The following is a 16,640-nucleotide window of genomic DNA, read 5'->3' on the forward strand; positions in this document are numbered from 1 at the left end:
ATAGCGTGTTTATTTAAAAGAAGATTGCGATTGTGCTACAAATTTTCAGGAAGTTTATGTGCATCTATACGATTTTGGAAAATTTTGTAAACAAACGAAATAAATCAGGCTTAAATTTCGTTATATAAACAAAAAGCAAGGAGGGAGTTTTGATGACTTGTAAAAATTGCGGCTATGAAAACAGGCTGGGTGTTCGATATTGCCAGCGGTGTGGTCAGTATATTGAACCAAAACGGACGCTGGCACAAGAAGTTAAGTCGTGGGATTTTAGAAGCCTTGCTGGCGTTGGACGCAGAGATGTGAATATTGCGCCGTTGTTTACTGCACCATCCAATCAAACTCCGGCAAAGGCGCACCAAACGCCTTCGCCTGTTGAACCGATGCCAGATGGTAGGTGGTACTGCCCGGACTGTGGAACATTAAATGATTCTTCCGAACGATTTTGCAAAAACTGTGGAAAAGTCCGATAAAGGCGAAGAAAAACATGGAAGGAGGAAACAGTATGAAAAAGATGGCTACAATAGTTCTTGGCCTTATGCTAGTACTTACATTGGTTGGCTGTGGAAATAATGCTCAAAGTTCAGATGCGCACAATGCGGAATACGAAGAAGGCTATGCCGCTGGCTACGAGGCAGGGTATAATGACGGGAAACAGCAAATGACCGAAAGCCAAAAGCATTTTGCACAGTTTTCGGGTTCTTTTACGGCTACTGTTGAGCAACTCCTGCCCGATTACTATGCGCTGCCGGGAAAAACGGTTGCAGTTGTTCACTTCTTTCAGGACAGACCATTTTTGCTTCATTTCCAGAAAGACTTAACTGGTGAACTTATTGAAGGAACAGCTTATGTGTTTGAGTTTGAGACTTTTGAAGTTGAACTTCCAGACGATGAAGAAAATCCAAATATTTCAGATTATATGTATTCAATAAATGTTACCAATTATAGAGTTGCAGAAGATGACGAACTCGGATTGGAAGGCAAAATGCCAACTGTCGAAATAGTATCGAAGTAAGCAACCAAGCTGTTTTATAATGAAACGCAAAGATGGCAGTACACATTGGAATAGGATTCAAAAGCCGTATGAAGAACACAGCATCAAAAAAGAAAACTTGTCTCGGATTTTTGCTGATCGTATTTTTAGCATATGTGGTGTGCTATCTTCTTTCTCAAACAGTGTTTCATGAAGTCTACTTGTTTGAATGGACAGCAGCCCATTATTATTTGTGTTTATGGGTTGCATCTGTTACTTTCTGTTTTCTGGAAATGTATAGAGCAGCTCTTATCACAACAGCTGGAAACTGGACAGGAATTTTGATCGGACAAGTGTTGGGCGATTTTATTATCAAAATAAACGCCACAAAAATCACGCCGGATATGTATATAGGAAAAGTATGGCAGCTCAAGGCACACTACGGAGTTTTGATTTGGCTGCTCGTTTTCCTACTTTCGTTTATTATCGGAATGCTTGTTGAAAAGAAAAATCATTGTTAAAATGCGTAGTTAATAATAGACAGCCCTCTATTTGCAACGACTGCAAGTAGAGGGCTGTCGGTTTTATCTGTATATTCCAATTAAAGGTCAATCCTCTAAATCTGCCATGGTCACAGCTGAGTGAGAGATAATGCTCAATCTCACCACCCAGCACAAACTGGGCGTACTCCAAAGATTTATTCTAACGAATGAATATTCTGCGTTTTAAACAATTTAACGACGAATATATTGTGCAATACAGAGAATTTCAATAGCGGCTTCGCGCTTGATTGACTTGCAACGCAAAATGCGTTACAATAAAATTGAGGTGATAACCATGGAAAAAACGATGACACTCAATCTTCGTGTCAACCCCACCGTTAAGCAGCAGGCCGAAGACGTGCTGAAGCAGCTCGGTATCCCAATGGCAACGGCCATTGATATGTACCTGCGCCAGATCACCCTGACTGGCGGCATTCCCTTCTCTCTGTCCTTGCCGAAGGCTCCTGCGGCTCTGAACGCTGACACCATGACCGATGGCCAGCTTCATGCAGCCTTGCAGGTGGGCATCAAAGAGATTCAAAACGGTGATACCGTGGATGCCGCAAGCGCATTCACACAGTTCAGGGAACAGCACAGATGAAGCAGTATGACGTAAAAATTTCCCATGCAGCCCTCAGTGATATGGAGCAGATTTACAGCTACATTGCTGACCGTCTGCTGGAGACTGACACGGCCATGGGGCAGTATAACCGCATTGCAGAAGCCATTCAGTCGCTGAACATTCTGCCGGAACGCTGTGCGCTGGTGGAAAGCGAGCCGGAGCGCACCCAAGGGCTGCGGCAGATGCTGGTGGATAACTACTCGGTGTTCTACATCGTGGGCGAGGATGCCGTGTCGGTGGCGCGTGTGCTGTACAGTGCATCCGACCTTGTGCGCCGTCTGCGGAGAATGAAGTGAAAGGGGTGTTTGCATGACCGCCGTGATTTACGCTCGCTATTCCAGCGACAACCAGCGCGAAGAATCCATCGAAGGTCAGATTCGTGAATGTACGGCTTATGCCGAAAAGAACGGCATTACCGTGGTCAAGCACTACATTGACCGTGCCCTTTCCGCCAAAACCGATAACCGTCCGGACTTCCAGCAGATGATCAAGGACAGCGAGAAACGGTTGTTTGACATTGTGCTGGTCTGGAAGCTTGACCGTTTTGCCCGAAACCGCTATGATTCGGCCCACTATGAGTACCAGTTGGAACGAAATCATGTCAAGCTGGTATCTGCCACGGAGCCTATCTCTGACAGCCCTGCGGGTATCATGGTCAAGAGTATGCTCACCGGCATGGCCGAATACTACTCGGCAGAGCTTTCTGAAAAGGTCGTGCGCGGCATGACCGAGAATGTTCTGAAGGGGAAGTACAACGGCGGCACGATTCCCATTGGCTTCAAGGTGGACGAAGAGAAGTTCTTTCAAATCGACCCGCTGAAAGCTCCCTTTGTGGTAGAAGCCTTTCAGCGGTACAACGATGGTGCGACCATGAAGGAACTGATGAACTGGCTGAACGACAGTGGCGTGACCACCAACCGCAATCAGAAGTTTACCTACAACAGTGTTCAGAAGCTGTTGACGAACAAACGGTACATCGGAGAAAACCACTTCAAGGACATTGTGATGCCCGACAGCATCCCGGCCATCGTGGACAAGGACTTGTTTGAAGAAGTGCAGCAAAAAATCAAGAAGAACAGCCGCGCTCCTGCCCGCCACAAGGCCGAGGACGATTACTTGCTCACCACCAAGCTGTTCTGCGGAATGTGCGGCGCGATGATGTTCGGCGAGTGCGGTACGGGTAGAAACAAGGTCGTTCATCATTATTACAAGTGCGCCACCGCGAAGCGTTTCAAGACCTGCAAGAAAAAGACCGTCCGTAAAGAGTGGCTGGAAGATCTGGTAGTCTGCGAAACCATGAAGCTGATTCGTGACGATGACAGTATCCAGTCCATCGTGGATGCGGTGATGATTCTTCAGGAACAGGAGAACACGGTGCTGCCCCTGCTGGAAAAGCAGATGAAGGATATAGAGAACGGCATCGAGAATCTGTTAAATGCGATTCAGGCAGGTGTACTGACCAGCTCGACCAAAGGACGCTTGGAAAAGTTGGAGGCTCAGCAGAAAGAGTTGGAAATCCGCATCGCGGAAGAAAAGCTGGCGAAACCGAAAGTCAGCGCAGATTTTGTGAAATTTTGGCTCACCAACTTCCGCAAACTCGACCCGAACGTGAAAAGCCACCGGGAAACGCTTATCAATACGTTCGTGAATGCTGTTTATCTCTATGATGAAAAAGTTTTGATTGCATTCAACTACAAAGACGGCACAAAAACCATCACGTTCGATGAGATTGCTGCCAAAGATGCCCCAGAGGGCAATGGTTCGGATTTAGGTTGCTTCGCTCCACCAAGAGAACGCTTGTGTAGAAATACACGAGCGTTTTTCTTTTGCACAAACAGCAAACTCACGCAGGCGGGTGGATTCGAACAGCATCGGCCGCCGCTATCCGTCCCGGCGGCAAAAAAGCCCCTGCGGGACTTTTTTAGATGCGCGGCTCGCGCAATCCACCCGCGCCCACCAAGAACTCCAGTATCCGAACCGGGTGCTGGAGTTTCTGTTTTGTAGAAACATATCAAGGGGATCGTAGCGGGTGGATTCGAACAGCATCGGCCGCCGTCATACGTCCCGGCGGCAAAAAAGCCCCTGCGGGGCTTTTTTAGATGCGCGGCTTGCGCAATCCACCCGCGCCCACCAAGAACTCCAGTATCCGAACCGGATGCTGGAGTTTCTGTTTTGTAGAAACAGATCAAGGGGATCGTAGCGGGTGGATTCGAACAGCATCGGCCGCCGCCATCCGTCCCGGCGGCAAAAAAGCCCCTGCGGGGCTTTTTTAGATGCGCGGCTCGCGCAATCCACCCGCGCCCACCAAGAACTCCAGCATCCGAACCGGGTGCTGGAGTTTAGGAACGTCTACCGTGACAGCTGTACCTGCCGGAACAAAGTCAGCAGAGCGTGGTGCAGCTGGATGAGTAAAAAGCTCTTTGTATCAGAAAACAAATCAGCCCCCGGATGCTCCTCTTTGGAAGAGGAACTGTCCGGGGGCTGTGATTGGATGCACTTTATTTTCGCCGGGGCTTTTTCTTCCGGACACTGTAGCCGAATGTTCCCAGCTTTTTGCCCAGGGCCAGATACTCGCCGTGGCTGTAGACGATCAGTTTGGCTTTGTCGAGGCAGAGCTTTCCGCTCTCGTCCAGCAGGCTCTCGTCCACATCACAGGCGACGACCTGCGCCAAAAACAGATCATGGCTGCCCAGCGGGATGACCTGCGTCACCTTGCACTCAAGATTCAGCGGGCTTTCCTCTAAAATGGGGCAGTCCGTCAGCACAGAGCCCGGCGCGGCGTGGAGGCCGCAGGCAGCAAACTTGTCGATCTCCCGGCCGCTCTTGACGCCGCACCAGTCCACGGCGCGGACAAGGCTCTCGGTGGGCAGGTTGATGGCAAACTGCCCGCTCTCTTTGATCAGATGGTGGCTGAACCGCTCGGGGCGGACGCTGATGGACACCATGCTGGGCTGGGTGCAGATGGTGCCTGTCCAGCCGATGGTGATGAGGTTGGGTTTTTCCAGCCCGCCGCAGGATACCAGAACGGGCGGTTCCGGGTTCAAAAGGGTGCTGCCTTTCCAGCTCTGTTTGCTCATCCGTGGTACTTCCTTTCGTAGGGGGCCCAGGTGCGCTCGCTGATGATATAGCGGGGCCGGGCCTTGGTTTCCATATAAATTTTGCCGATATATTCGCCGATGACGCCCAGGCAGATGAGCTGGACACCGCCCATGAAGCAGACGATGCAAACGGTGGAGGCCCAGCCGGCCACCACGCTGCCCCGGACGGCCTGCACGATGGCCCAGATCACCCCGATAAAGCTGATCAGGCTGACCACGATACCGGCTCCGGTAATGAGCCGGATGGGTTTGTTGCTCAGGCTGGTGATGCCGTCGAACGCAAGGGCCAGCATCTTGCTCAGGGGATAGTGGCTGTCACCGGCCAGCCGCTCATGCCGCTCGTAGGTGACTACCTCGCTGGGAAAACCCACCAGCGGCACCATGCCCCGCAGGAAGATGTTGACTTCCCGGTAGTCGGCAAAGCTTTCCAGAACCCGGGTGCTGATGAGCCGGTAGTCGGCGTGGTTGAAGACGATGTCGGCCCCCAGGGCGTTCATCAGGTGATAGAATCCCTCGGCAGTAAAGCGCTTGAAAAATGTGTCTGTGTCCCGGCGGCTCCGCACGCCGTATACCACCTCGGCACCCTCCAGATACTTGTGCACCATTTCATCCATGGCGTTGATGTCGTCCTGGCCGTCGCAGTCGATGGAGATGGTGATATCGCAGCTGCCGCTGTGCAGGGCTTCCATCAAACCGGCCAGCACGGCGTTCTGGTGGCCGCGGTTCCGGCTCTGAGAGATCCCGATGAAATGCTCATCCTCTTTTGCAAACCCGGTGATGAGCTCCCATGTCTTATCCCGGGAGCCGTCGTTGACAAACAGCACCCGGCTTTGGTCGCTGACCAGCCCTGCGGCGGTCAGGTCGTGAATCTTCTGTAAAAACATCGGGGCCGTGATGGGCAGCACCTGCTCCTCGTTGTAGCAGGGGATCACGATCCAGAGTATCGGCTTGGACATTGTTACAACACCATCCCTCTCAATGCTTCCGCATCCATAATTTTAAAGCTGCTGCGGTAGGTCTCCAACAAGCCGTCCCGCTGCATGAGGCTCAGCTCCCGGGAGAGGGCGCTGCGGTCACAGTTGAGGTAATCCGCCAGCTGGATGCGGGAGTAGGGGATGGTAAAGGTCATGCTGTGGTGATACTCGGCCTCACTGAGGAGGTAGGCGCACACCTTGGCCCGCAGGCTCTTTAAAATGAGCAGGTCCACCCGGCGGGAGAGCAGGAAATATTTATCGCTGATGGTCCGTACCAGATTTTGCAGCACCTGCTGGCGGGCGGGGTCGCTGCCGGGCTGGAGCAGCCGGTCATAGGGGAGCAGCAGTACCTCGCAGGGGCACTCGGCCACCACCGTTATCGGGCTGGCCAGGCTGGAGCCGCCCAGCACATCGCCAAAGACGCCCCCTGCCTCCATGTGGGTGATGGGCAGGTGGGAGCCTCCCGGCGCGGGACGGTAGGCCTGAATGGTGCCCGAGAGCACCACCCCCACCCGGCGGTTGGAGTGCCCGGCCTGCACCAGCGTTTCGCCCCGGCCATAACTGCGCACCACGGCGCACAGATCCCGCAGGAGCATCCGCAGGGCAGGCTGTTCCAGCCCGGCGAAGAGTGAAGTGGTTTGTAACAGCGGCAGGTAGTTTTCCATATCCATTCCGTGAGGTTTGACCCGGGCCCTCACCGCCCATCTGCAATTCCGTTGCGTGCGCAACGGTATTTTTTCTTTCATTATAGTAAACTTGAGCCCGTAAAGCAAATGTTTTTTGCAAATTTTATTTCTCGCAAGGGCAAAAATAGAAAGTGAGGAAGTTTCTGATGATGAAAAAACTGACATCTCTGCTGCTGTCGGTGGTCATGCTGGTCAGCCTGCTGGCCTGCGGGGCCTCGGCAAAAACGCTGTCGGCCAAGACCCTCCGCATCGCGGGCCTGAAAGGCCCCACCACCATGGGTCTGGTCAATCTGCTCTCCATGGAGAAGAACGGCACCGCCGCCATGGATTACGACCTGCAGCTCTATGGCGCGGCCGATGAGATCGTGCCAAAGCTCATCAAGGGGAATCTGGACATGGCGGCCATCCCGGCCAACCTGGCGGCAACCCTCTACCAGAAGACCAACGGCGGCATCCAGGTGCTGGCCGTCAACACGCTGGGCGTGCTGTATGTGGTGGAAAAGGGGGACACCGTCCACAGCTTTGCAGACCTGAAAGGCCGCACCATCCTCTCCACGGGCAAGGGCACCACGCCGGAGTACGTCCTGCGTTACCTGCTCACCAAGAACGGCCTGAACCCCGATAAGGACGTGAAGATCGAATACTACAGCGAGGCCTCTGAGGTCACCGCTCAGATGGCCGCCACCAAGAAAGACGCCATCGCCGTGTTGCCCCAGCCCTATGTCACCGCTGCCCAGATGAAAGACAGCGAGCTCCGTGTGGTCCTCGACCTGACCAAGGAGTGGAACAAGGTCTGTGATACCCAGCTCATCACCGGCGTCACGGTGGTCCGCACCGCTTACGCCGAGGATCACCCCGACGTGGTGCAGGCGTTCCTGAATGACTATGAGAAGAGCGTCAACGCCGCCAACACCGACATCGACGGCACCGCCACCCTCTGTGAAGAGATCGGTGTGGTGGCCAAGGCTGCCATCGCCAAAAAGGCTCTGCCCAAGTGCAACATTGTCTACCGCCGCGGCGAGGAGATGAAGAAAGACATTTCCGCTTACCTGCAGGTGCTCTACGATGCCTCCCCCGCAGCCGTGGGCGGCAAGCTGCCGGACGACAACTTCTACTGGGTCAAGCCCACCACCTCGCAGCAGGTGCAGCATCGGGTCAAGAAGCTGTTCCAGTAAGCAGCTCATTTGAGTAAGAAAAAAGCTGCCGCACAGTGCCGTGCGGCAGCTTTTTTCAGGACTTTTTCAGGAAGCCGATTCCCATACCAACCGCAGCCGGAAGCAGCCAGCCGAAACCGAGGGCACCCAGCGGCAGGTTGTTGGCCAGTGCAGCTACCGGGCCCAGCGGCAGGGCGGCGGGGATACTCTGCAAGGCCGCCAGCCCAATGGCCCAGCTGTAAACACTGCAGCGCTGGAACCGCCCGGGCAGGAACGACAGAAAGATGAGGACGATGGCAGCCGGGTAGATGGCGTTGAGGATGGGGACCGAGAGCTCGAGGATGCTTGCCAGCCCGATGTTGGACAGCAGCATACTGGTCAGGGCAAAGAAAGCGGCCCACCCGGTGTAGGGAACTTTCGGCCAGAGCTGGTGGAAATACTCGCTCACACCCGAGATGAGGCCCACGCAGGTGTTGAAGCAGGCGATGATAAAGATGGCCGCCAGCAGCACCTGGCCCACCCGGCCAAACAGGGCGTTGGCCAGCAGGGTGAGGGTCTCGGCACCCGTCTCACAGCCGGGGAACGCGGCCCCCGCAATGCCGCCGATGTGGGTGAGCATGGCGTAGACCACCGCAAACAGCCCGGCGGCGAGGAACCCGGCCCGGATGGTGCCCCGCTCCACCTCCCGGGGTTCGGTCACACCGAGGGCCTGGATGTTCAGCGCAATGACCGCCCCGAAATTCAGCCCGGCCAGAGTGTCCATGGTCTGGTAGCCGTCCAGGATGCCCTGCACGGCGGGCAGGGCGGTGTAGGCGGCGGTCGGGGTGCCGTAGCCTGCTGCTGCCGGGTGGAGCAGACAGCCTGCAAACAGCAGCAGGATCAGGGCCAGCAAGGCGGGGCAGAGGATCTTGCCCAGCCGCTGGGTCAGCTTCTCCGGGTGCTGGGCCACCAGAAAGGCCACTGCAAAAAACAGGAGGGAGTAGCCCCACTGCAGCGCGGTGCTTTCCCCTGCCAGCGGTTCCAGCATCGCAAACGAGGTGCTGGCCGTGCGGGGGATGGCGAGGCATGGCCCAATGGAGAGATATACCAGAATGGAGAAGACCTGCGCAAACCGGGGGTGCACCCGCTCGGCCAGCTGGGGCAGCCCCCCGGCCCGGGCTACGGCCACCACGCCTGCAATGGGCAGGCCGATGGCGCTGACGGCAAACCCGGCAAAGGCCAGCCAGAGGCGGGTGCCTGCCTGTGCCCCCAGATAGGGCGGAAAGATCAGGTTGCCTGCTCCGAAAAACATGGAAAAGAGGGTGAACCCGATCAGTAGCTGTTTTTTGCCGCGGAGGGTGTTGGTTTGCATGAAGCATCGTCCTTTCTATCGGGGAAAAGTGCCCTGGTGTGGGTTTCTGGTTTCCAGTTTAGTGTATAACAGCACTCATGTCAAGAAAAGAAAAAGTGAAACATTGTATTTTATTGCGTGATGGAATCTCTTGAAAAAGAGGACACAAAGCCTGTAAAATATGGGAAAAGAACAAGGAAAGGAAACGATATGAAGCAGACAAAAAAAAGCCGCCTCTGGCTGGCGGCGGTGGTGTTCTGGCTGGTGGTGTGGCAGGGGGCTGCCATGGCCATCGGGCAGGAGGTGTTTCTGGTGTCGCCGCTGCAGGCCTTTGGCACGCTGGTGCAGTTGCTGCCCCAGGCAGAGTTCTGGCAGCGGGTAGCGTTCAGCGCCGGGCACATTCTGCTGGGCTTTGTGCTGGGCGGGGTGTGCAGTGTGCTGTTGGCTGTGGCGGCGGAGCGCTGGCTCTGGGTGGACGCCATGCTGGCCCCGGTGATGCAACTGGTCAAGGCCACGCCGGTGGCAAGCTTTATCATTCTGGCGCTGGTGTGGGTCAGCGGCAAAAGCCTCTCCATCCTCATCAGCTTTTTAATGGTGCTGCCCGTGCTGTACGGCGCGGTGCGCACCGGGCTGGAAAGTGCCGACCCGCAGCTGCTGGAAATGGCCCGGGTGTTCCGCCTGCCGCTGGGGCGGCGGGTGAAAGCCATCTGGCTCCCGGCGGTGCTGCCCGCGTTCCGGCAGGGGTGCAGCGTGGCGCTGGGCATCTGCTGGAAGAGCGGCGTGGCGGCGGAAGTCATCGGCCTGCCGGACGGTAGCATCGGTGACGCCCTCTACCGGGCCAAAATCACCCTTTCCACCGGGGAGCTGTTTGCCTGGACATTCGTCATCATCGTCCTGAGCGCGGCCTTTGAAAAACTGTTTCTGGCCCTGCTGGACAAGGCGGTGGCCCGGGTACTGGGCGAGGAGGCGGTATGATGCAGCATAACAAACTGGAAATTTTGCACCTGACAAAACGCTTTGGAGAGAAAACGCTCTTTGAAGACCTGAATCTTACAGTGGAGGAGCCTGCCGTCCTCTGGGCCCCCAGCGGCTGGGGCAAGACCACCCTCCTGCGCGTCCTCATGGGGCTGGAAACGCCTACCTCCGGCAGTGTGCAGGGGGTGGGGCGGGTGAGCGCCGTCTTTCAGGAAGACCGCCTCTGCCCTCAGCTGAATGCCGTCCAGAACGTGGCACTGGTGCTTCCGGGGCTGGAAACACAATACAAAGAGCAAATTGAAACTTGTTTTCAACAACTTGGATTGGACTTGACGGCCCTTGTCCTGCCTGCCCGAAAGCTCTCGGGCGGCCAGAAGCGCCGGGTGGCTCTCCTGCGGGCGCTGCTGGCCCCCAGCGACACCCTGCTGCTGGACGAGCCGTTCACAGGGATGGATCCGGAGACCCTGCAAAAAGCCGCCGCGCTCATCCGGGAGCGAGGCGGCGGCAAAAATGTCCTCCTCGCCACCCATGACCGGGACGCCATCGCGGCGTTGGGCTGGCCGGTGATCCAATTGGCGGAATGAAAGACCCCCGCGGACCTGCGGCAAGCCTGCGGGGGCTGTTCTTGATAAGATTATAAGAGCTCCGCTAAAATGGTGTTCTGCACGATGAGCCCGGCGGGGGTCAGGGCCAGGGTTTTGCCATCAAAATTGGCGTACCCGGCTTTGACGCAGTTTTGCACAAAGGCAAGTTGTGCTGTGGAGAACTCCTTGCCGTAGAGGTTTTTGTAAGCCTCCAGATTCAACCCCTTGCGGAGGCGGAGCTGCAAAATGAGATAATCCTCCGCGCCGCAGCTGCCGTCCAGCACCGGGACAGCGGTATCGTGTAAAAAGGCATCCGTATCAGGCGGGTAGTAGAAACGCTTGCCGCCCATGCAGGAGTGGGCCGCTGGGCCGAGGCCAAGGTAATCCCCGCAGTCCCAGTAGATGAGGTTGTGCTTCCCCTCATAGCCCGGGCGGGCAAAGTTGGAAATTTCGTATTGCTGGTAGCCGTGGTGTTCCAGCTGCTCCACGGCGTAGAGGTAAAAATCAGCGGCCTCGTCGGAAGTGGGCAGGCCCTCCGGCGGCTTGCGGCCAAAGGCGGAGTCCGGCTCGATCTTTAACAGGTAAGCGGAGACGTGGGTGGCCCCGCCGTTCTCGATCAGTTCCAGTGTCTCATCAAACTCGGCCTGCGTATAGTGGGGCAGTGCCAGCATGATGTCCCCGCTGATGTTGGTAAAGCCTGCCCGCTGGGCCGCCGCGAACGCCGCCCGGGCCTGTTTGGCAGTGTGGGGGCGGCCCAGCGTTTTGAGCTGGCTGTCCCGGGCCGACTGCACCCCGAACGAGACGCGGTTGACGCCCGCGGCCCGGAAGCCGCGCAGTGTTTCTTCGGTGACCGTCTCCGGGTTGGCTTCCAGTGTGATCTCCGCCCCGGGCCGGGGCTGGGCCGCTTCCACAAGGCGGGCAACATCGTCCGGTGTGAGTAAACTGGGGGTTCCACCGCCAAAATAAATGGTATCGGGCCGGAGGGGAGCATCCGGCGCAAACCGGTGCAGCTCCCGCAGCAGCGCGTCGGGATACTCCGGCGGTACACCCCGCTGGCCGGGGGCGGAATAGAAATCACAGTAGCGGCATTTGGAAAAACAGTAGGGGATATGCAGGTAAAGCCCAAGAGACATCAAATATCACAGCCTTTTTCATGAAACGTTCATTTCTATGCAGTATACTATAAAACAGAAACCGGAGCAAGGCGGCAGTGCCCGCCCCGGCAAAAGACTGGAGGATTCCACAATGGATTATAACAACTATGACCGCGGCTATGCGGAGCCCTCGATGAATGCATCGGACTATATGACCCGCACCTACCGCTGGATGGCCAGCGGACTGCTCATCACGTTCGCCATGGCGTATATCACGGCCACCACCTCGCTGATCTATCTGGTGGATTCGCTGTATCTTGTCCTCACCATTGCGGAGCTGGCATTGGTATTTGTGCTGAGCTCCCGGGTACAGAACATGTCAGTGGACGCGGCCCGGGCCACGTTCTTCGGGTATGCACTGCTCAACGGCATGGTGCTGAGCTATTATTTTATCGCTTTCTCGGTGGGCACGCTGGTCATGGCGTTCCTGGCTACCGCCGTTTACTTTGGTCTGATGGCCGTCTACGGTACCACCACCCATAAAGACCTCACCGGCTGGGGCCCCCGCCTGATGATGGGTCTGGTAGCCCTGATCGTTACCAGCCTGATCGGGATGCTGTTCGGCTTCGGCTTTGGCAGCTCGGTGCTCTACTGCGGCATTGGTCTGGTGCTGTTCATGCTCCTGACCGCCTATGACACCCAGAAGCTCCAGCAGATGTATGCCTACTATGCAGGCGACCCGGAGCTGGCGGAGAAAGCTTCCATCTACGGTGCTCTGACTCTGTACCTGGACTTCATCAACATCTTCCTGTATGTCGTCCGCCTGCTGGGCAACAACCGCCGCCGCAACTGATTCAAACGCAAACAAAAATATCCGTCATCGCGCCGCGATGGCGGATATTTTTATGTATAAACGTCCGCCAACCATCGCACACTACCACCAGAACAAACCGTACACAAACATGGATGGGAGTAACAAACGATGGAACAGATCCGAAAATTCTTGCAGGGCAAGGGCTTTGCGCTGGTGCTGGCCGCCTGCCTGCTGGCGGCAGCGGCCGCCGGCGTCTGGGCCGTGCAGACCGTCCGCGGGGAGCTGCAGAAAAATCTGGACGGCCTGCGTGATCCGGCCAGCAGTGCCCGCACTGCCCCCGGCATCGACGAGGGGCTTGACCTGACAACACCGGATGAGGAGGATTCGACCGAATGGCAGCAACCCACCGCCCCCGCCGCAAACTCTGTGGCCAATGTGCCCAAAGCTTCTTCCAGCACCGCGCCCTCCGGTGGGGCTGGTGGCTCTTCTGGGGCGTCATCTGGTTCTGCTGGGGTGCGCGAGCCCTCCGCGCTGCAAACCGAATCCGCACCTGCCAGCAGCTCAGCGGCACCTGCCTCCACGCGGCCAGTCTCGGGGCGTATCTTAAACGCGTACAGCGGGGATGAGCTGGTCTACAACAAGACGCTGGGCGACTGGCGCACCCACAACGGCATTGACTATGCCGCCGCCAAGGGCGAAAAAGTTTTGGCCCCGGCGGCAGGCAAGGTGACACTGGCGGGCGCGGACGGCAGCTGGGGCCCTACCGTGGCCATTGAGGACGCTTCCGGGCGGCTCTGGCGGATCAGCGGTGTGGCCGACCTGAAAGTGAAAGCCGGGGATACCGTGACGGCCGGACAGGCCCTTGGCACCGTGGGCAGTGTGAGCTGCGAGTGCGCCGAGGACAGCCACATCCACCTGGAAGTGAAACAGGGCGAAAAATACCTCGACCCGGCCAAGGTGATGCAGTAAAACAGAACACGGCACTCCGGCGGGAAAACGCCCGCCGGGGTGATTTTTTGCGTGGAGCAGAGGAAATGCCGCCCGCTTTTCCTGCAATTTCAGCCGCCGGGCACATTGCTTTTAGAGGACGATTCTGGTATGATACAATAGAAATATCAGGTTTTGTGGGAGGAATTGCTGGATGGCAAATGTGTTGGTGATCGGAGCAGGCGCGGCGGGCCTGATGGCGGCCGGTGCGGCCGTGCGGCAGGGCCACACCGTTACGGTGCTGGAACATAAGGAGAAGCCCGCTCAGAAGATCCTGGTCACGGGAAAGGGTCGCTGCAACGTGACCAACGACTGCACCGCTGAGGAGTTCCTGCACCATGTGCGCACCAACCCCCGTTTTCTGTACTCGTCTTTAGGGGCGTTCCCGCCGGCAAAGACGATGGAGCTGTTTGAGGAGCTGGGTGTGGAGCTGAAAGTGGAGCGCGGCCGCCGGGTGTTCCCGGTATCCGACAAGGCGGAAGAGATCCGGCAGGCATTGCTCCGGTACGCGGAGGGAGCCGTTCTCATCGAGGACGGGGCCCAAAAGCTGCTGCTGGAGCCGCTGGCCCCGGCGGAGGAGGCTGCCCCGGCTGCCCCGGAGAACCCGCGCCACCCCAAAAAGAAAAAGCCCGGCCCGGCGTACCGCTGTGTAGGCGTGCGGGGCACCTCGGGCAGGGAGTACAAGGCAGATGCCGTGCTGGTGGCCACCGGCGGCCTGAGCTACCCCACCACGGGCTCCACGGGCGACGGCTACAAACTGGCCCGGCAGGCGGGCCACACCATCGTGGACCCGGTGCCCAGTCTGGTGAGCCTGGTCAGCCACGACCCGGACTGCAAAAAGATGATGGGCCTGGCCCTGAAAAACGTCAACCTGACCCTGCTCGAAGACAACAAGGCCATTTTTACCGAGCAGGGCGAGATGCTGTTCACCCACTTTGGCATCAGCGGGCCGCTGACCCTCAGTGCTTCCAGCCATCTGGGGGACATGAAAAAGCATACTTACAAGGCGGAGATCGACCTGAAACCTGCCCTGAGCGAGGAGCAGCTCTATGACCGCATCACCCGGGATTTTGCACTGCTGGCAAACCATGCGGCGCAGGGGGCGCTGGTCAAGCTGCTGCCGTCCAGTATGCAGCCGGTCATGGTGGCCCGCTGGGGCATCGACCCGGCTACCAAGGCAAACCAGATCACCCGGGAGCAGAAGCGGGAGCTGGTGCAGTTGTGCAAGCACTGGGGAGTGCCCATCGACGCCCGGGGCGATTTAGCCCATGCCGTCATCACGGCGGGCGGAGTTTCGGTACGGGAGGTAGACCCCAGGACCATGCAGAGCAAAAAGGCGCAGGGCCTTTACTTTGCAGGCGAGGTGCTGGATGTGGACGCCTACACGGGCGGCTACAACCTGCAGATCGCGTTCTGCACGGCACAGAGTTTTGCGAATAACCTGTAACAACATCGGCTTGGGGCGCTTTGCCACGCAGGTAGGATAAAATCGTATTTTATAATAAGGAGACTTATACAATGGTATCTGTTGCAATCGACGGGCCTGCGGGGGCAGGCAAATCCACGCTGGCACGCCGCCTGGCGGCCGAGCTGGGCTATATTTATGTGGACACCGGTGCCATGTTCCGCACCATCGGCCTGTACGCCCTGCGGGCAGGCAAGGACCCCAAGGACAACGAGGCGGTCAATACTCTGCTGCCGGAGATCGAGCTGCACTTCGCGTTCATTGACGGCGAGCAGCACATCTATCTGGGCGGCGAGGACGTGAGCTCGCTCATCCGCACCGAGGAGGTGGGCATGGCGGCTTCTGCGGTGGGTGCCAACCCGGCGGTGCGCGCGTTCCTGCTGGATATGCAGCGGGATATGGCCCGGAAGCAGGATGTCCTGATGGACGGCCGTGACATCGGCACCGTGGTGCTGCCGGACGCGACCGTGAAAATCTTCCTCACCGCCAGCCCGGAGGCCCGTGCCACCCGCCGCTGGAAAGAGTATCAGGCCAAGGGAATGCCCAACACCTACGAAGAAGTGCTGGCCGACGTGAAGCAGCGGGATTATCAGGATACCCACCGCGCGGCGGCTCCCCTCAAGCAGGCGGAAGACGCTGTGCTGTTGGATACCTCCGAGCTCAACTTTGAGCAGAGCCTGGACGCTATGAAGCAGATCATTGCGCAGAAAGTCGGTTAAGGAGACAGGATGGTACTATATTATATCTTGCTCCCGCTGGCATGGATCGTGTTCCACATCGGGTTCCGTGTCCGCGCAGAGGGCCGGGACAACCTGAAAAAAATTCGGACCAGGGGGTACATTCTGGCCCCCAACCACATCTCCGCCATTGACCCGGTCTTTGTCATCATCACCCGGTTCTGGGGCAGGCGGATGATCGTTTTTGCCAAAAAAGAGCTGTTTGAGATCAACGCGTTCCTGAGCTGGTTCTTCCGCTGTGCCGGTGCCATGTGTGTGCGCGGCACCAAGGAAGAGGCGGCCGTCATTGACGAGACGGTGGCCCGTTGCCAGAACGGTGAGAGCCTGCTCATCTTCCCGGAGGGCACCCGTGAGAAAGACGGAACGTTCCTGCAGCCAAAGAGCGGCCTGTTCGTCATTGCGGCAGCGGCTGCTGTGGACGTGGTGCCGGTGCGCATCCACTACGAGACGCCGGACGGAAAAATGAAGCTGTTCTGCAAGGTGCGGGTGGTGTACGGCGAGCCGATGCCCGCCGCCCGGTTTGCCATGGAGAGCCGCCGCGATATGAAGAAGCTCCGCGCCAACAAGCAGGCGCTTCTGGACGCATGGGAGAAACTGTAAAGGAGAGA

At 57.4% G+C, this 16,640-nt stretch carries 20 protein-coding genes; 14 read left to right on the forward strand and 6 right to left on the reverse strand.

Annotation, left to right across the window (positions count from 1 at the left end; all coding sequences use genetic code 11):
* Positions 1-152 precede the first annotated feature (152 nt).
* The 3 genes from C4N22_RS03515 to C4N22_RS03525 are packed head-to-tail and all read left to right on the forward strand — an operon-like array spanning position 153 to position 1,491.
* Positions 153-470 (forward strand): zinc-ribbon domain-containing protein, encoded by a 318-nt coding sequence (locus tag C4N22_RS03515; protein ID WP_112148022.1) that lies wholly within the window; start codon positions 153-155, stop codon positions 468-470.
* A 32-nt stretch (positions 471-502) separates the two neighbouring features.
* Positions 503-1,012 (forward strand): hypothetical protein, encoded by a 510-nt coding sequence (locus C4N22_RS03520; protein ID WP_112148023.1) that lies wholly within the window; start codon positions 503-505, stop codon positions 1,010-1,012.
* 32 nt (positions 1,013-1,044) lie between these two features.
* The gene (locus tag C4N22_RS03525) at positions 1,045-1,491 is read left to right on the forward strand and encodes a hypothetical protein (RefSeq protein WP_112148024.1); all 447 of its coding nucleotides are present in this window, start codon (positions 1,045-1,047) and stop codon (positions 1,489-1,491) included.
* On the opposite strand, the gene C4N22_RS13215 is transcribed toward C4N22_RS03525, so the two are convergent.
* Positions 1,454-1,663, reverse strand: coding sequence for a hypothetical protein (locus C4N22_RS13215; RefSeq protein ID WP_082210850.1), 210 nt, complete (start codon positions 1,661-1,663; stop codon positions 1,454-1,456). The genes C4N22_RS03525 and C4N22_RS13215 overlap by 38 nt on opposite strands.
* A 156-nt stretch (positions 1,664-1,819) precedes the next feature.
* Between C4N22_RS13215 and C4N22_RS03535 the strand changes: the two genes are divergently transcribed.
* From C4N22_RS03535 to C4N22_RS03545, 3 genes are read left to right on the forward strand one after another with little or no spacing between them, the layout of a single operon-like run.
* Positions 1,820-2,113 carry a type II toxin-antitoxin system RelB/DinJ family antitoxin gene (locus C4N22_RS03535; RefSeq protein ID WP_431602974.1) on the forward strand — a complete coding sequence of 98 codons (294 nt, stop codon included), beginning with the start codon at positions 1,820-1,822 and terminating at the stop codon, positions 2,111-2,113.
* A complete protein-coding gene (locus C4N22_RS03540; RefSeq protein WP_112148026.1) occupies positions 2,110-2,430 on the forward strand; it encodes a type II toxin-antitoxin system RelE/ParE family toxin in 321 nt (106 codons plus the stop codon). The genes C4N22_RS03535 and C4N22_RS03540 overlap by 4 nt, the downstream gene beginning before the upstream one ends.
* A gap of 13 nt (positions 2,431-2,443) precedes the next feature.
* Positions 2,444-4,138 carry a recombinase family protein gene (locus C4N22_RS03545; protein WP_112148027.1) on the forward strand — a complete coding sequence of 565 codons (1,695 nt, stop codon included), beginning with the start codon at positions 2,444-2,446 and terminating at the stop codon, positions 4,136-4,138.
* A gap of 494 nt (positions 4,139-4,632) precedes the next feature.
* Here C4N22_RS03545 and C4N22_RS03550 read toward each other — a convergent pair whose 3' ends face one another.
* The 3 genes from C4N22_RS03550 to C4N22_RS03560 are packed head-to-tail and all read right to left on the reverse strand — an operon-like array spanning position 4,633 to position 6,871.
* Positions 4,633-5,211: a flavin reductase family protein gene (locus C4N22_RS03550; protein WP_112148028.1), complete on the reverse strand. Its 579-nt coding sequence runs from the start codon at positions 5,209-5,211 to the stop codon at positions 4,633-4,635.
* Positions 5,208-6,188, reverse strand: coding sequence for a glycosyltransferase family 2 protein (locus C4N22_RS03555; RefSeq protein WP_112148029.1), 981 nt, complete (start codon positions 6,186-6,188; stop codon positions 5,208-5,210). The genes C4N22_RS03550 and C4N22_RS03555 overlap by 4 nt, the downstream gene beginning before the upstream one ends.
* A 2-nt stretch (positions 6,189-6,190) precedes the next feature.
* Positions 6,191-6,871, reverse strand: coding sequence for a Crp/Fnr family transcriptional regulator (locus tag C4N22_RS03560; protein WP_112148314.1), 681 nt, complete (start codon positions 6,869-6,871; stop codon positions 6,191-6,193).
* A gap of 170 nt (positions 6,872-7,041) precedes the next feature.
* On the opposite strand from C4N22_RS03560, the gene C4N22_RS03565 reads away from it, so the two are divergent.
* Positions 7,042-8,067 carry an ABC transporter substrate-binding protein gene (locus tag C4N22_RS03565; protein ID WP_112148315.1) on the forward strand — a complete coding sequence of 342 codons (1,026 nt, stop codon included), beginning with the start codon at positions 7,042-7,044 and terminating at the stop codon, positions 8,065-8,067.
* A gap of 55 nt (positions 8,068-8,122) precedes the next feature.
* On the opposite strand, the gene brnQ is transcribed toward C4N22_RS03565, so the two are convergent.
* Positions 8,123-9,397: a branched-chain amino acid transport system II carrier protein gene (brnQ, locus tag C4N22_RS03570; RefSeq protein ID WP_112148030.1), complete on the reverse strand. Its 1,275-nt coding sequence runs from the start codon at positions 9,395-9,397 to the stop codon at positions 8,123-8,125.
* 189 nt (positions 9,398-9,586) lie between these two features.
* Here brnQ and C4N22_RS03575 point away from each other — a divergent pair, with 189 nt between their 5' ends.
* On the forward strand, positions 9,587-10,351 hold the full coding sequence (locus tag C4N22_RS03575) for an ABC transporter permease (protein WP_112115054.1): 765 nt from the start codon (positions 9,587-9,589) through the stop codon (positions 10,349-10,351).
* On the forward strand, positions 10,348-10,935 hold the full coding sequence (locus C4N22_RS03580) for an ABC transporter ATP-binding protein (RefSeq protein WP_112148031.1): 588 nt from the start codon (positions 10,348-10,350) through the stop codon (positions 10,933-10,935). The genes C4N22_RS03575 and C4N22_RS03580 overlap by 4 nt, the downstream gene beginning before the upstream one ends.
* 50 nt (positions 10,936-10,985) lie before the next feature.
* Here C4N22_RS03580 and hemW read toward each other — a convergent pair whose 3' ends face one another.
* Positions 10,986-12,068 carry a radical SAM family heme chaperone HemW gene (gene hemW / locus C4N22_RS03585; protein ID WP_112148032.1) on the reverse strand — a complete coding sequence of 361 codons (1,083 nt, stop codon included), beginning with the start codon at positions 12,066-12,068 and terminating at the stop codon, positions 10,986-10,988.
* A gap of 112 nt (positions 12,069-12,180) precedes the next feature.
* On the opposite strand from hemW, the gene C4N22_RS03590 reads away from it, so the two are divergent.
* From C4N22_RS03590 to C4N22_RS03610, 5 genes are all read left to right on the forward strand, one after another.
* Entirely contained in the window at positions 12,181-12,882 is a 702-nt protein-coding gene (locus C4N22_RS03590) for a Bax inhibitor-1/YccA family protein (RefSeq protein ID WP_112148033.1), read from the forward strand.
* A gap of 129 nt (positions 12,883-13,011) precedes the next feature.
* Positions 13,012-13,812: a M23 family metallopeptidase gene (locus tag C4N22_RS03595; protein ID WP_112148034.1), complete on the forward strand. Its 801-nt coding sequence runs from the start codon at positions 13,012-13,014 to the stop codon at positions 13,810-13,812.
* A gap of 172 nt (positions 13,813-13,984) precedes the next feature.
* Entirely contained in the window at positions 13,985-15,277 is a 1,293-nt protein-coding gene (locus tag C4N22_RS03600; RefSeq protein ID WP_112148035.1) for an NAD(P)/FAD-dependent oxidoreductase, read from the forward strand.
* A 71-nt stretch (positions 15,278-15,348) separates the two neighbouring features.
* The gene (gene cmk / locus C4N22_RS03605) at positions 15,349-16,014 is read left to right on the forward strand and encodes a (d)CMP kinase (RefSeq protein ID WP_112148036.1); all 666 of its coding nucleotides are present in this window, start codon (positions 15,349-15,351) and stop codon (positions 16,012-16,014) included.
* A 9-nt stretch (positions 16,015-16,023) separates the two neighbouring features.
* The gene (locus tag C4N22_RS03610; RefSeq protein WP_112148037.1) at positions 16,024-16,632 is read left to right on the forward strand and encodes a lysophospholipid acyltransferase family protein; all 609 of its coding nucleotides are present in this window, start codon (positions 16,024-16,026) and stop codon (positions 16,630-16,632) included.
* Positions 16,633-16,640: the final 8 nt, after the last annotated feature.

Origin of the sequence: Faecalibacterium prausnitzii, assembly GCF_003287495.1 — a bacterium.
In the GTDB taxonomy this organism is placed as follows: domain Bacteria; phylum Bacillota; class Clostridia; order Oscillospirales; family Ruminococcaceae; genus Faecalibacterium; species Faecalibacterium prausnitzii_I.

What these genes read in the sequence shown, in the direction of transcription:
- C4N22_RS03535 (WP_431602974.1), top strand. Translation starts at nt 1,820, where the DNA reads ATGACACTCAATCTTCGTGTCAACCCCACCGTTAAGCAGCAGGCCGAA.
- C4N22_RS03515 (WP_112148022.1), top strand. Translation starts at nt 153, where the DNA reads ATGACTTGTAAAAATTGCGGCTATGAAAACAGGCTGGGTGTTCGATAT.
- C4N22_RS03565 (WP_112148315.1), top strand. Translation starts at nt 7,042, where the DNA reads ATGAAAAAACTGACATCTCTGCTGCTGTCGGTGGTCATGCTGGTCAGC.
- C4N22_RS03580 (WP_112148031.1), top strand. Translation starts at nt 10,348, where the DNA reads ATGATGCAGCATAACAAACTGGAAATTTTGCACCTGACAAAACGCTTT.
- cmk (WP_112148036.1), top strand. Translation starts at nt 15,349, where the DNA reads ATGGTATCTGTTGCAATCGACGGGCCTGCGGGGGCAGGCAAATCCACG.
- hemW (WP_112148032.1), bottom strand. Translation starts at nt 12,068, where the DNA reads ATGTCTCTTGGGCTTTACCTGCATATCCCCTACTGTTTTTCCAAATGC.
- C4N22_RS03610 (WP_112148037.1), top strand. Translation starts at nt 16,024, where the DNA reads ATGGTACTATATTATATCTTGCTCCCGCTGGCATGGATCGTGTTCCAC.
- C4N22_RS03550 (WP_112148028.1), bottom strand. Translation starts at nt 5,211, where the DNA reads ATGAGCAAACAGAGCTGGAAAGGCAGCACCCTTTTGAACCCGGAACCG.
- C4N22_RS03540 (WP_112148026.1), top strand. Translation starts at nt 2,110, where the DNA reads ATGAAGCAGTATGACGTAAAAATTTCCCATGCAGCCCTCAGTGATATG.
- C4N22_RS03595 (WP_112148034.1), top strand. Translation starts at nt 13,012, where the DNA reads ATGGAACAGATCCGAAAATTCTTGCAGGGCAAGGGCTTTGCGCTGGTG.
- C4N22_RS03560 (WP_112148314.1), bottom strand. Translation starts at nt 6,871, where the DNA reads ATGGAAAACTACCTGCCGCTGTTACAAACCACTTCACTCTTCGCCGGG.
- C4N22_RS03600 (WP_112148035.1), top strand. Translation starts at nt 13,985, where the DNA reads ATGGCAAATGTGTTGGTGATCGGAGCAGGCGCGGCGGGCCTGATGGCG.
- brnQ (WP_112148030.1), bottom strand. Translation starts at nt 9,397, where the DNA reads ATGCAAACCAACACCCTCCGCGGCAAAAAACAGCTACTGATCGGGTTC.
- C4N22_RS03545 (WP_112148027.1), top strand. Translation starts at nt 2,444, where the DNA reads ATGACCGCCGTGATTTACGCTCGCTATTCCAGCGACAACCAGCGCGAA.
- C4N22_RS03525 (WP_112148024.1), top strand. Translation starts at nt 1,045, where the DNA reads ATGGCAGTACACATTGGAATAGGATTCAAAAGCCGTATGAAGAACACA.
- C4N22_RS03555 (WP_112148029.1), bottom strand. Translation starts at nt 6,188, where the DNA reads ATGTCCAAGCCGATACTCTGGATCGTGATCCCCTGCTACAACGAGGAG.
- C4N22_RS03590 (WP_112148033.1), top strand. Translation starts at nt 12,181, where the DNA reads ATGGATTATAACAACTATGACCGCGGCTATGCGGAGCCCTCGATGAAT.
- C4N22_RS03575 (WP_112115054.1), top strand. Translation starts at nt 9,587, where the DNA reads ATGAAGCAGACAAAAAAAAGCCGCCTCTGGCTGGCGGCGGTGGTGTTC.
- C4N22_RS03520 (WP_112148023.1), top strand. Translation starts at nt 503, where the DNA reads ATGAAAAAGATGGCTACAATAGTTCTTGGCCTTATGCTAGTACTTACA.